The organism is Pseudomonas sp. NPDC077408 (genome assembly GCF_050269105.1).
GTDB lineage: Bacteria > Pseudomonadota > Gammaproteobacteria > Pseudomonadales > Pseudomonadaceae > Stutzerimonas.
On the sequence record NZ_JBNNHS010000004.1, the window covers coordinates 293,453 to 306,303 of the forward strand.

12 protein-coding genes are annotated in these 12,851 nt (G+C 62.1%); 8 read left to right on the forward strand and 4 right to left on the reverse strand.

Annotated elements, in window-relative coordinates:
• Positions 1–107: 107 nt before the first annotated feature.
• Positions 108–1,169: a porin gene (locus ACQKEK_RS13900; RefSeq protein WP_128118822.1), complete on the forward strand. Its 1,062-nt coding sequence runs from the start codon at positions 108–110 to the stop codon at positions 1,167–1,169.
• 243 nt (positions 1,170–1,412) lie between these two features.
• Here the strand turns inward: ACQKEK_RS13900 and ACQKEK_RS13905 are convergent, their stop codons facing one another.
• Positions 1,413–2,534: a beta-ketoacyl-ACP synthase III gene (locus tag ACQKEK_RS13905; RefSeq protein ID WP_499143191.1), complete on the reverse strand. Its 1,122-nt coding sequence runs from the start codon at positions 2,532–2,534 to the stop codon at positions 1,413–1,415.
• A 272-nt stretch (positions 2,535–2,806) separates the two neighbouring features.
• Between ACQKEK_RS13905 and ACQKEK_RS13910 the strand changes: the two genes are divergently transcribed.
• Positions 2,807–3,337, forward strand: coding sequence for a hypothetical protein (locus ACQKEK_RS13910; protein WP_046162486.1), 531 nt, complete (start codon positions 2,807–2,809; stop codon positions 3,335–3,337).
• A gap of 1 nt (position 3,338) precedes the next feature.
• Here the strand turns inward: ACQKEK_RS13910 and ACQKEK_RS13915 are convergent, their stop codons facing one another.
• Positions 3,339–3,551, reverse strand: coding sequence for a DUF3820 family protein (locus tag ACQKEK_RS13915; protein ID WP_046162487.1), 213 nt, complete (start codon positions 3,549–3,551; stop codon positions 3,339–3,341).
• Positions 3,552–3,738: 187 nt separating this feature from the next.
• Here ACQKEK_RS13915 and ACQKEK_RS13920 point away from each other — a divergent pair, with 187 nt between their 5' ends.
• The 4 genes from ACQKEK_RS13920 to ACQKEK_RS13935 all read left to right on the forward strand — a co-directional run bounded on the left by ACQKEK_RS13920 (position 3,739) and on the right by ACQKEK_RS13935 (position 7,717).
• Positions 3,739–4,272, forward strand: a complete 534-nt coding sequence (locus ACQKEK_RS13920) for an ankyrin repeat domain-containing protein (RefSeq protein ID WP_499143194.1) — start codon at positions 3,739–3,741, stop codon at positions 4,270–4,272.
• 143 nt (positions 4,273–4,415) lie between these two features.
• Positions 4,416–5,405: an aldo/keto reductase gene (locus tag ACQKEK_RS13925; protein WP_499143195.1), complete on the forward strand. Its 990-nt coding sequence runs from the start codon at positions 4,416–4,418 to the stop codon at positions 5,403–5,405.
• Positions 5,406–5,581: 176 nt separating this feature from the next.
• Positions 5,582–6,313: a substrate-binding periplasmic protein gene (locus tag ACQKEK_RS13930; protein ID WP_499143197.1), complete on the forward strand. Its 732-nt coding sequence runs from the start codon at positions 5,582–5,584 to the stop codon at positions 6,311–6,313.
• Positions 6,314–6,493: 180 nt separating this feature from the next.
• Positions 6,494–7,717 (forward strand): MFS transporter, encoded by a 1,224-nt coding sequence (locus tag ACQKEK_RS13935; RefSeq protein WP_499143198.1) that lies wholly within the window; start codon positions 6,494–6,496, stop codon positions 7,715–7,717.
• Between the two features lie 169 nt (positions 7,718–7,886).
• Here the strand turns inward: ACQKEK_RS13935 and ACQKEK_RS13940 are convergent, their stop codons facing one another.
• Positions 7,887–8,612, reverse strand: coding sequence for an SIMPL domain-containing protein (locus tag ACQKEK_RS13940; RefSeq protein WP_216707229.1), 726 nt, complete (start codon positions 8,610–8,612; stop codon positions 7,887–7,889).
• A gap of 174 nt (positions 8,613–8,786) precedes the next feature.
• Here ACQKEK_RS13940 and ACQKEK_RS13945 point away from each other — a divergent pair, with 174 nt between their 5' ends.
• Positions 8,787–9,734, forward strand: a complete 948-nt coding sequence (locus ACQKEK_RS13945) for an alpha/beta hydrolase (RefSeq protein WP_499143199.1) — start codon at positions 8,787–8,789, stop codon at positions 9,732–9,734.
• Positions 9,735–9,772: 38 nt separating this feature from the next.
• On the opposite strand, the gene ACQKEK_RS13950 is transcribed toward ACQKEK_RS13945, so the two are convergent.
• Entirely contained in the window at positions 9,773–10,675 is a 903-nt protein-coding gene (locus ACQKEK_RS13950; protein WP_499143200.1) for an alpha/beta hydrolase family protein, read from the reverse strand.
• 297 nt (positions 10,676–10,972) lie between these two features.
• Here ACQKEK_RS13950 and ACQKEK_RS13955 point away from each other — a divergent pair, with 297 nt between their 5' ends.
• Complete coding sequence (locus ACQKEK_RS13955; RefSeq protein WP_499143202.1) at positions 10,973–12,832, forward strand: SLC13 family permease; 1,860 nt, start codon at positions 10,973–10,975, stop codon at positions 12,830–12,832.
• Positions 12,833–12,851: the final 19 nt, after the last annotated feature.

A 12,851-nucleotide genomic window follows, 5' to 3' on the forward strand; every position in this document is an offset into this window, starting at 1 on the left:
GCAAAAAGCTGTAACCACACCCCCTCATTCTGCCGACAGCCGCTTGGGGGGTTAGGACCCGGAGGCGGCGTAGCTACCAATCCGCGAACGCACAGAAAGGAAATATCATGCCACGCAAGCTTCTCCCCCTGACCCTCGCCATTGCCGCTGCAGTTGCGTTGCCGACCACCGCCAACGCCTATGAAATCATCGGCAAGCAGCTGGAGATCTACGGCAAAGCCCACGTGTCGGCGGATTTCGTGGACAACGATACCGACAGCGAACTGGCCATCGCCAGCAACTCCTCGCGTCTGGGCTTCAAAGGTGTCACCGAAATCAACCCGGATCTGAACGCTGTTTACCAGATCGAATCGAAGATCATCATTGACGAAGGCGGAGACAGCTTCGCTGGACGCAACACTTACGTTGGTCTCACCGGCGACTTCGGCCAGGTGCTGGTGGGCAACCAGGACACCCCCCTGAAGAACGTCCGCAACGCCTTTGACCTGTTCGGCGACACCGTGGGCGATGCGCGTAACATTGCCGACGAAGCCAACCGTCGCGCCAAGAACAGCATCCAGTATGTCAGCCCGAGCATGGGTGGTCTGGTTGCCAGCGCCATGTACGCCACGTCTTTCGAAGACTGGGAGACCGAAGACGGCGATATCGAAGATAACGATTACTCGCTGGCCAGCGTCGCGCTGGGTTACAGCATCGGCGACCTCGCCTTTAGCGCCGGTTACGAGAAGGCCGACGGTGATGATGAAGACACTGTTGACGCTGACGTTGTTGCGTACGAAAGCGATGCGTTCCGCCTTGCTGCCAGCTACGCCTTCGGACCTGTCAGCGTGGGCGCGATGTTCGACCGCTACGAAGAAGCCGACGCCGAGCGTGACGCCTGGGGCCTGAACACTGCATACAAGTTCGGCGCCAACACCTTGAAGCTGCAGTACATGACTGCTGATGACTGGAGCGACACCGACGACACCGGCGCCAGCCAGGTGAGCCTCGGCCTGGACCACAAGCTGTCCAAGCAACTGACTGTTTACGGCGTTTACAACATGCTGAAGAACGATGACAACACCGCCGCCTATCGCATCAAGGGCGGCCACGACACGGATGTCTACCAGGTTGCTGCGGCTGGTGATGACATCAACGTGTTCTCGCTGGGCATGGTTTACAGCTTCTGATCGAGCTCCTCAATCGCTCTGCTCCACCTTCGCCCCGGCTATGCCGGGGCTTTTTATTGGAGGAGACAAGGGCTTCAAGCGAAGTCGTGCTTAACGTGTTTGCAAGCGGCTCGCTCCTTACAAACCGTGCGATCCGTTTGCAAGAACCCGCTTGCTAGCGAAGCAGCCGTCTGACGGCGAGAGGATGCGCTGCGGTGACAGTTGCGAAAGAAGCTGCTACCGGAATGCTGGCTGGCTTTGCGATCAGCGCTTGCGCAGGATCACGCTGCCAATCGAGTAACCTGCGCCAAACGAGCTGAGCACACCGAGGCTGCCCGCTGGCAGATCATCCTGATGCTTGTGGAAGGCAATCACCGAGCCTGCAGAGCTGGTGTTGGCATAGGTGTCGAGAATGACGGGCGCCTCTTCCGGGCTGGCATCGCGACCGAGCAGCTTGCGCACGATCAGGTGGTTCATGTTGAGGTTGGCCTGGTGCAGCCAGAAGCGCTTGACCTCGCTGACCTCGATTTCGTTTTCCTTCAGATGCTCGCCGATCAACTCAGCCACCATCGGGCAGACCTCCTTGAACACCTTGCGGCCTTCCTGAACGAATAGCTTGTCCGGGTTGGTCATGTATTCCTCGGCGGTGCGATTGAGGAAGCCGAAGTTGTTGCGGATGTTGTTGGAGAATTCGGTCGCCAGCTTGGTGCTGACAATGTCCCACTGATACGCCGAGGTGGCCTGATCAGCACGCTCGACGATGACAGCGGTGCAGGCATCGCCAAAGATGAAATGGCTGTCCCGGTCACGGAAGTTCATGTGCCCGGTGCAAATCTCCGGGTTGACCATCAGTACTGCCCGCGCCTGCCCCAGCTGAACCGAGTTGGCGGCATTCTGGATCCCGAAGGTCGCCGAGGAACAGGCGACGTTCATGTCGAAGCCAAAGCCCTTGATCCCAAGCGCTGCCTGCACTTCGATGGCGACTGCCGGGTAGGCGCGCTGCAGATTGGAGCAGGCGACGATCACACCGTCGATGTCAGCTGCGGTTTTGCCTGCCCGTTCAAGGGCTTGCTGAGCGGCCTTGACTGACATCTCGCAGAGGATGGACCACTGGTCGTTGCTGCGCTCGGGAATGCACGGAACCATGCGATCCGCATCGAGGATGCCGGCCTTGTCAGTGACGAAGCGGCTCTTGATGCCCGACGCCTTCTCGATGAAGGCAGAGCTGGATTCCGGCATCGGCTGTACTTCACCCGCTTCGATTGCCGCGGCGTTCTCATCGTTGAAACGGCGCGAGTAGGTGTTGAAAGACTCAACCAGCTCGTCGTTGGAAATGCTCTGGGCAGGGGTGTAAAGGCCGGTACCGCTGATGACGACGTTATGCACAGTCGTTCCTCTCGAATATTGGCTGATCATAGTCGGGCGCCGGAACAGGAGCGAAGCCGGCCAGCGCCGATGCGATCGTTCATGCCGCGTCTGTTTATATGGCGGCTATTGTGCACGAAAACTGAACAGAATCTGCAGCTCAGCGCGTAAAAGCAGCCAAAGGTTATCGAGGCACGACGGCGGACATCGCTGCCGCCCAGAAGCCAGCAGGCTGGGCCTGGGCAGGCTTTCGGTTATCCTTGCGCTCCCCGCACCGCAGGAATGTTTCCCCCATGAAAGACCCACTTGCCGAACTGATCCGCTTGATCAGTTCGGGCTGCATGAGCGACGACGAGATCAACCGGCTCGCTGACGAAGCGGCTCAAGCCTATGCCGACCCACAGGCCTTTCTGCAGGCCAACCCGGACATCATCTACGACGATGACTTCCCCATCCCGCTGGGCGAATGGATGATCGTCGGCAGCCTTCCGGATACCGTGCTGTTCCAGGCCGACGATTACCAGGCGCTGTTCGAGCAGATTGTCGGTTCGTTCGGCCCGGACGTGGATTTCATCCTCAAGCCCAAGCAATTGGCCAAGACCGAGCCGTTGAAGGCACTCAACCGCATCCAGACCCAGCTCAGCAGCCTTTACCCGGAAAAAGGCGGTTACGTGCTGGTGGACTTCAGCGAGCCACTGGACGATGTGTTGCAGGCCGTACTCGTCTATACCTGCGACATCGAGCGGGTCATGGCCCTGGCAGTAGAAGTGGGTATCTACGCCGCGCCCGCGCTGGCGGCGCTACAGGCCCAAAGCCAGGCGTGAATCAGCGGCGGCGCAATGGTTCGAGCAGCGGCGACAGACCGTTGTGGTCAATCTCCTGCATCAGCGCCAGCAGTTGACCCAGATCCCCGGGCGGGAAGCCGACCCGGGCGAACCAGTTCAGGTAGTTGCCCGGAAGATCCGCGATCAGCCGGCCCTTGTATTTGCCGTAGGGCATCGTCTGGGTCACCAGGCGTTCGAGGTCTTCAGCTTTCATTGCAGCAATTCATCGGCAGATGGGAGGCAAATACTGCCATAGCCGATCTGGCCGTGCAGCCTTGCGCCCGTTTCGCACATTTGCGCGACCTGTCGGTCGGATAGAAACGCAGCTGCCAGTTCAGACCGCTTGGCAACTCGACGCGTCTGCGCCGCTGCGCCCAACTCTGAAAGCCGAGGACAGCAAGATGACGGATCAACCGAGCCCCAAGCCCGAACTGGACGACGCCGCGCTGGCGTTCGCCGCTCAGGTTTTCGAAAGCGCCCGCAGCGGTGATGCCGAGCGCCTCACCGATCTGCTCGGTCGCGGCTTGCCCGCCAACATTCGCAACCACAATGGCGACAGCCTGTTGATGCTCGCCAGTTACCACGGCCATCTCGACGCCTCGCGCGTGCTGCTGGAGAACGGTGCCGACCCCCAGCTGCGCAACGACAAGGGCCAGAGTCCGCTGGCGGGCGCTGCCTTCAAGGGCAACCTGCAAATGGCACGACTGCTGCTCGATCAGGGTGCCGATGTCGAAAGCGCCTCGCCCGACGGCAAGACCGCACTGATGATGGCGGCCATGTTCAATCGCAGTGACATTGTCGAACTCTTACTGGCGCGCGGCGCAGACCCAAGCCGGGCCGACATGAACGGCGTGACGCCCCTGGCCGCTGCGCAAGCCATGGGCGCCCAGGACACACCCAAACTGCTAACTGAAGCCGTTGCTGCCTGCAGCTGAGTTTCAGCTTCGCAGCGTCTGAACGACGTCTCTCCTGTACCCAACGCACCGCACCGCACCGCACATCGGACGGCTGCAACTGTCAGTAACCGTGACCTGGCCAACCGCGAGCTGGCCGACCCCGATCCAACAGAGGAGCACTCATGACCATCGAGACACTCAACATCGAGGGCATCGCTACGCCCGTATCGCGCATCGGCCTCGGCACCTGGGCCATCGGTGGCTGGATGTGGGGCGGCGCGGATGACGACCGCTCCGTCACCACCATTCGCAGTGCCTTGGAGCGCGGCATCAACTTGATCGACACCGCACCGGTGTACGGCTTCGGTCACTCCGAAGAGGTCGTCGGCAAGGCCCTAGAAGGCGTGCGCGACCAAGCGGTGATCGCCACCAAGGTCGCACTGGACTGGAGCGAAGGCGGCCCGCGGCGCAATTCGACGCCCGCTCGTATCCGCCAGGAAATCGAAGACTCGCTGCGTCGGCTGCGCACTGACCGCATCGACCTGTATCAGGTGCATTGGCCGGACCCGCTGGTTCCCATCGAAGAAACCGCGGCCGAGTTGGAAAAGCTGCGCCAGGAAGGCAAGATCCTCGCGATCGGCGTGAGCAATTATTCCACCGAGCAGATGGATAGGTTTCGTAAAGCCGCGCCGCTGGCCTCCGTGCAGCCACCGTATAACCTCTTCGAGCGCGCCATCGAAGCCGACGTACTGCCCTACGCTCGGGATAACGGCCTGGTGGTGCTCGGCTACGGCGCCCTGTGCCGCGGTCTGCTTTCCGCGCGGATGACCAACAGCACCACCTTCGATGGTGACGACTTGCGCAAGTCCGACCCGAAGTTCAAGTCGCCGCGCTTCGAGCAGTACCTCGCTGCAGTCGAGGCGTTGAAAGCGCTAGCTCACGACCGTCACGGCAAATCCGTGCTGGCGCTCGCCATCCGTTGGGTGCTCGACCAAGGCCCAACCATTGCGCTCTGGGGCGCTCGTCGACCAGACCAGCTGGACGGCATCGACGATGCCTTCGGGTGGTCGTTGAGCCCACAGGACCTGACGGACATCGATGCACTCCTTGCCGAGCACATCACCGATCCGGTAGGACCAGAATTTATGGCGCCGCCTAGCCGCAAGGCGTAACGCCTGTGGTTCTGCCTGAAGCTGCAGCGTTACTTCAGGCAGAACCAGAAACGACTCGCTTCGCATTATTCATGCACTGAATGGACACAAGCGGAACGATGTCGCGATAATCCGCGCCCTCTCGAACATGGACTAACCCCTACAGGGTCGGTCATCGATGAAGGATCGTTCCAACCGTGCGCGCACTGTCCGTTGCCGTGTCCCTTCTGTTCTTTTCCGTGTTGACGCAGGCTGCGGAGCGCCCACTGCGATTCTCGGTCAGCGACAGCTCGACCATGCCCATGATTCATCTAGAGAACGGTCACCCTACAGACGGCATTCTTCACGACCTGCACAGGCGCATCGCCGAAAAGCTCGGGCGTAAAGCCGAGCAACTGGTGATGTCACGAACGCGCATCCAGCCGCTGCTGGCCGAGGGCGCAGTCGATGTCAGCTGCTATATGAACCCGGCCTGGCTGGCGGTAGACCATGCAAGTTATCGTTGGAGCGTCCCGTTCATGACGCAGCGCAGCATTCTGGTGGCCCGGCCTGAAACACCTCCAGCCAAGCTCTCCAGCCTGCGCGGCCGACGGGTCGGTACGGTGCTCGGCTTCTTCTACCCGGAGGCGGATGCATCGTTTCGAGACGGCACCTTGATTCGCGACGATGCACGAACGGAGCACCTGGTGCTGAAAAAACTCGCTGCCGGACGTGAGCGTTATGCGATCAGCACTCAGGTAGCACTGGATTGGCTCAATCGAGACAGACCTGTAGACCGCAGACTAAAGGCAATCGACCGGCTCTCGGAGTCCTCCATCCACTGCATCGTGCGTGATGAGACTGACGTCCCGGCCCGAGAGATACTTGAAGCCATGCAACAGATGCAGCACGACGGCGAGTTCAAGGCGATCCTGGAGAAGTATCGATAGCCGCTCGGCCTCGCATGTTCGACCTTGGTTGCCTCATAAGCGCGCGCTCTGCCCTCTCAATCCTGAGACGAACTTCAACCTACGATCGCTGCCTATCTATTCGCTCTATTCCTGCTAGCCCAGTGCCGCTCGACGCAAGCGGCGCGTGTCCGCTAATCGACCCATCCCATTGAGGCACCGATGACCCAAGTGAACGCCACAGGCAAGTCGACATTCTCGGCGCGCGCCATATTGCTGATCGAGCTGGCCCTGGCCATGGGTGGGTTCGCCATCGGTACGGGCGAATTCGCCATCATGGGGCTGATGCCCAACGTCGCGCAGGGGCTGGGGATCAGCGAGCCGCAAGTGGGCCATGTGATCAGCACCTATGCCCTGGGTGTCGTGGTAGGCGCACCGCTGCTGGCGATCCTTGGCTCGCGGATGTTCCGCCGGCACCTGCTTTTGCTCCTGATGGGCTTTTTCGCTCTGGGCAATTTTGCCAGCGCCATCGCACCGGATTACCACTCGCTGATGCTGTTCCGCTTCATCGCCGGCCTGCCCCATGGGGCCTACTTCGGTGTGGCGATGCTGGTCGCCGCCTCGATGGTTGCACCTGACCAGCGGGCCAAGGCAGTCAGCCGCGTGCTAGCGGGCCTCACCATCGCCATGTTGATCGGAAATCCCACCGCCACCTGGTTGGGGCAATGGCTCAGCTGGCGCTGGGCGTTTGGTCTGGTCGGAATGATCGCGCTGTTGACGGTGTTGCTCGTGGCGATCTTCCTGCCGCTGGACCGCAGCGAGCCGCGTAACAACCCGATGCGCGAACTGCGTGATTTCAATCGAAAACCGGTGTGGCTGGCGCTGGCCATCAGTTCGATCGGTTTCGCAGGCATGTTCTGCGTGTTCAGCTACCTGGCACCGACCATGCTGGAGGTCACTGGCGTCAGCGAGAACTGGATCCCGGTGGGGCTGGCCGCTTTCGGTCTGGGCGGCATCGTCGGCAACCTCTTTGGCGGCTGGTTATTCGACAAGCTGGGGTTCAAGGCTGTCGCCTGGCTGTTGCTGTGGAGCATCCTGGTCCTACTGATGTTCCCGCTCGCTACACACTCGCTGTGGACGATCCTCCCAGCCGCGTTTGCGGTAGGCACTATGGTGTCGCTCGGCCCGCCCCTGCAGACCCACCTGATGGACGTGGCGGGCGAGGCCCAGACGCTTGGAGCTGCGTCCAACCATTCAGCCTTCAATGTCGCCAACGCCCTCGGCCCATGGCTCGGCGGACTGGCGATCAGCGCAGGGCTTGGCTGGACCTCGACCGGCTACATCGGCGCCGCTACCGGCGCCGTCGGCTTGCTGGTGTTCTGGTGGGCCTGGACCGCAAGCAGTGGAAGCGAAGAAACCAGGGGCGCCGCCACCGCCTGCGATTGAACGAATGACCTCATCGAGTCGTGAACTGGCAAAACCGAAACGCCTGCTGATTGACCCGCAAAAAAGAACCGCAAACAGCGCCATGTTCGGAGGGATATCGAGCCTCCCGCCACATGAGGTCAATCCTTCTACAACCGCGACGGGCCTCGGCGTCCCAGCAAAGGGAGAATTACTGCAGCGCGTATTCGAATGTGCTGACCACGCGTAGACGCTTGCCCGGCGTGCGGCCGGTGTCCATGTCGCTGCCGTCATCATCGAGCACGCGGATCACGCCCTGGTTGGCGGTCTTCAGTTCACCAAGTTGCGCGCCGGCATCTTCGGCGAACTTTGCAGCCTGCTCGCGGGCGTTGCGGGTGGCATCTTCTAACAGCCCCGGCTTGAGGTCGTTGAAGCCACGCAGCTGGTAGCGCGGGCCACTGAATCCGTTCTGTTCGGTATCCAGCTGGATGCCGGCCTGAATCAGCGGATCTACACCATTGGCAGCCTTGCCGACCGCTTCGACACGTGCCGATTTCACCAGCACCTGGCCACTGCCGTTGAAGCGCAGGGCGATTTCCTGCGGCGCCCATTCGCGCGCCAGCAGGTCCTGAACCTGCAACGGGCGGACCTCGATCTCGTCGTCACTGAAACCCTGTTCGTGCAAAAACGCCACGACCCGACTGCGGTCCTCGGACAGGCCCTGCTGAACGCTGGCGAAGTCGTTGCCGGCACGGCGGAAGCCGAGTGTCCAGACAGCGAAATCACTCGACACGTCCCGCTCAGCCAAGCCTTTGACCGTCACCGTGCGATCCGCCATCCGGAAGCGCTCCACGCCCTGCCCCACAGACCAACCGGCGAAGGCTACCGCGGCGGCGATCAATAGGGCGGGCAGCAAACCGATACGTGCTGTAGTCACGATAAAGCTCCAAGACGTTGAGAAACGCCGATGCTACTCCGCACTGGCGCTCGATGGCGTGTGGTCACCAGCGCAACGCTGCAATCTGTAGTAATGACTTGCCGTCGCTAGCCGCTTGCGTGCCTCGCCAACTGGCCGCTCAATGTCGATTCCCGAAGGAGAACTTCCCGCTGCATGTCGAAATTGCCATTTTTCCGCACCAGAGCCCGCACCTTTGTTTCGCTGATCGTCGCCGCAGTGTTCACCCTGCTGCCCGTCGGCTGCTCGATGCTCGAACAGAAAGAGCGCGAACTGGTGTTTCGCATCGAGCCCGGTACCGCCAGTTGGTACCGCGGCCTGCCAGACGGTGTGGAGGAGCTGGAGCTGAGCGCGCCTGCATTCGGCGACAGCCAGAACATCCACGCATGGTGGTGGCCGGCTGACGAGCGAGACGCGCCGGCGATCCTTTATCTACACGGTTCTCGCTGGAACCTCACCGGGCACCTGTTCCGACTCGAACAGATACGTTCACTGGGCTTCTCCGTATTGGCGATCGACTATCGTGGCTTTGGCCAAAGCCTCGGCGAGCTGCCGTCGGAGGCCAGCGTATATGAGGATGCGCGTATCGCCTGGGACCATCTGAAAACCCTGCAGCCCGATGCGGACAAACGTCTGATCTATGGCCACTCGCTGGGTGGTGCAGTGGCGGTGGACCTCGCCGCCGAGCTGGGACGCGAAGCCGAACGCCGTGGCGAAGCGCAGGAAGCGCGTGCGCTGATCGTCGAATCCACCTTTACCAGCCTGGCCGATATCGCAACGGAGGTGGCCGACACGCCCTGGCCAGTCCGCTGGCTGGTGTCGCAGAAATTCGACTCCATCGACAAGATCGATCAGGTCGGCATGCCGCTGTTACTGGTCCATGGCACGGCTGATCAATACGTGCCGGCGCGCTTCAGCGAAGAACTCTTCGCCGCCGCGCAAAACCCCAAACAGCTGCTGCTGATCGAGGGCGGCAACCACAACAACGCCATGCGCGTGGGCCGCCGCGCCTATGCCGACGCGATCCGCCAGCTGTTGAACGGGCCCGTCGTGCACAGTGCCGATAATCAGACGCACCCTGTTACCCAGACCAACCGCAGTTAGCGCCGTTTTCGCCGCCAAACAGGCCTAAAGCGTCGCGCTCAGCACGCCTCGCTGACCGAGGGTTGCGCCTCGCCCGACCAGGGATTGCGACCTTCCCCGATCCAGTCCAGGCTCGCCTGCCAGAAACCGTCTCGATGGCGCTCACGAAACAGGTCGAAGTGCCCGACCTGCTCCATGCCCAGCACCGCCGGACTCAGCTGGACCTGCTGCACAGCGGCATTGCGGTAGTAGGACAGCCCGCGGGCGATTGCCGGGGGCGTGCCGTACTCGTCGTCGCTCAGGCTCACCGCCAGGATCGGCGCGCTGATCGCGGCGAAGCGGCGTAGCACCTCGGCCCGTTCGTGCTCCGGATAGCTCTGTTCCAAGCGTGCCCGGCGGAATGCCCATTCGCGCGCGACGCCTGCGGGCAGGTCTTCCAGCCAGCCCAGCCGGCGACCAGGAAAATATCCGCACAGCGCCGTCACCGCCGGCATGAACAGGTGCCACTTGGCAAACATCTGCCAGCGTTGCGCGGCGGCATAGTCGCGCCAGTAGGCAAATTGCGCGCCCACACTGAGAAAGCGATCGACCTCGGTAGCGGACTCGGCAAAACCCGGCAGAAAACCACCGATGCTATGACCGACGGCCACCAATGGCCCGTCGGGATCACGCTGACGCATCCAGCGCACCGCCGCATCAAAGTCCAGATCGCCCCAGTCGCGCCAACGGATGGTCGCCTTTCGCAAGCTGGCCGGGCGTGACCCGCCGATACCGCGATAGTCATACGTCATCACCGCATAGCCACGTTCGCGCAGAAAGCCGGCGTAGCGCGCGTAATACCGCGCCAGCACACCGGTGGCGCTGCTGACGATCACCGAGCCACGTGCCTGTCCCGGTGGCAGCCAGAGTTGCGCAGCGAGCGGGTAGCCATCGCGGCAATACAGAGAAAGTTGCTTGGGCATGGGGCAGGTTTCGTTCCGGAGTCTTCTACATCCTTGCCTACCGGAGCGGGTCTTGCCAGTGACCGGGACGGGAAAACACCCTGCCTCTAGCGAATTTGCCCTCCGATCACAGCAGTGTCTGGCTCGATACCGGCGTATAGCGCCAAATGTCGAACGCAGCGCTGGCTCAGCACCCGCTCAAGCGGCTAGTGTATCGCCGCCTTGCCGCTTCGCTTTGGCGCAACCCGTCTAGATCCAGCCGTTCGGCCCTTAACCGTCATCCGTTCACTGCGGCAGAAGCCGTTATCGGAGTTATCCATGCAAAGCGATCAGCTGATCGTATTCGCCGTTCTCGCCGCCACATTGGGCCTGTTCGTGTGGAATCGCTGGCGTTACGACATCGTCGCCCTTGCCGCCTTGCTGGTGGTGACCCTGGCCGGCATCGTGCCGCCTGAAAAGGCGTTCATGGGCCTTGGCCATCCGGCCGTGATCACTGTTGCTGCGGTGCTGGTGCTCAGCCGCGGCTTGCTCAATGCCGGTGTGGTGGATTCGCTGGCACGGCACCTGACCAAGGTCGGCGATCGACCCTGGATCCAGGTGCTGACGCTGTCCGGTATCGTCGCCCTGTGCTCGGGCTTCATGAACAACGTCGGCGCACTCGCGCTGTTCATGCCGGTAGCCGTCTGGATGTCGCGCCAGAGCGGCCGATCGCCTTCCTATCTGCTGATGCCCCTGGCTTTCGGCTCTTTGCTCGGCGGCACCCTGACCCTGATCGGCACGCCGCCGAACATCATCATTGCCGGGTATCGCCGGGAGATCAGCGAAGCGCCGTTCGGTATGTTCGACTTCCTGCCGGTAGGCCTCGCGATCACCCTCGCCGGGGTGCTGTTGATCGCTCTGCTCTGGCGCTTGACGCCTCGTCGCGAGGATCCGAGCGGTGAGCAGGAGCTGTTCGAAATCAGTGCTTACTTGACCGAACTGCAGATTCCGGCCGACAGCAAATACGCTGGCCGCACCCTGCATGACCTGATCGCTGCGGGCGGTGACGAGGTCGATGTGATGGTCACCGGGCTGGTACGTGCCGGAAAGTACCACCGTATGCCGTCGACCTATGAAGTGCTACGCGACGACGACATCCTGCTGGTCGAAGCCGACTCTGACAGCCTGAAACGTTTTCTCGATGTGACCCACCTGCGCCTTGCTGCCGAAGCCGACAGCAAGGCGGAAGCCCGCGAAAAAGCCGAACAGGACAAACAGCTGAAACGGAACGGTGAGCCTGACAGAGAGCCTGAGGCCGCCGATTCCAAAGCCGACCGCAACGCCGAGCGCGCCCTGGCCGAGGCCATCGTGACTGCAAGCTCGTCTTTGATCGGTACCAGCGCCTCCGGTCTGGCACTGCGGGAGCGCCATGGCGTCAACATCCTGGCCGTGGCTCGCCAAGGGCAGCGATTGCAACAGCGGCTGGGCAAGATCCGCTTTGCCGCGGGCGACATCCTGCTGTTGCAGGCGCGTGAGGATCAGCTGCAATCGACGCTTAACAGTCTCGGTTGCCTGCCGCTGGCATCGCGCGGCCTGCGGATCACCGCGCCTCGCCAGGTGCTGCTCGCCAGCAGCATCTTTGCCGCCGCGCTGGTGCTCATTGCGCTGGGCATGGTGCAGTCCGCCGTCGCACTGGTGGGCGGCGCATTAGCGATGACTCTGGTCGGGCTGGTGCCCACGGGGGACATCTACAAAAGCATCGATATGTCGATCGTCGTTCTGATTGCCGCGATGCTGCCCATTGGTGAAGCGCTGGAAAGCACCGGAGGCTCGCGTCTGATCGCTGATGCCCTGCTGGACGTTGGCCAGGCCGCCCCGCCGGCAGCCACCGTGGCGATCCTGATGGTGGGTGTGATGCTGCTGTCGAACGTGGTCAACAACGCCGCCGCCGCGGTGCTCGCCGCGCCCGTGGCGATCGCCCTCGCGCGCGGTATGGACGCCTCTGCCGACCCGCTATTGATGGCGGTCGCCATCGGTGCTTCCTGCGCCTTTCTGACCCCCATCGGGCACCAGTCGAACACGCTGGTCATGGCGCCCGGCGGGTACCGTTTCGGTGACTACTGGCGGCTCGGGCTACCGCTGTCGATTCTGGTGGTACTGGTGGCCGTGCCTGTCATCCTCTGGGTCTGGCCGCTATAGCTGCATCCACGGCCGGCAC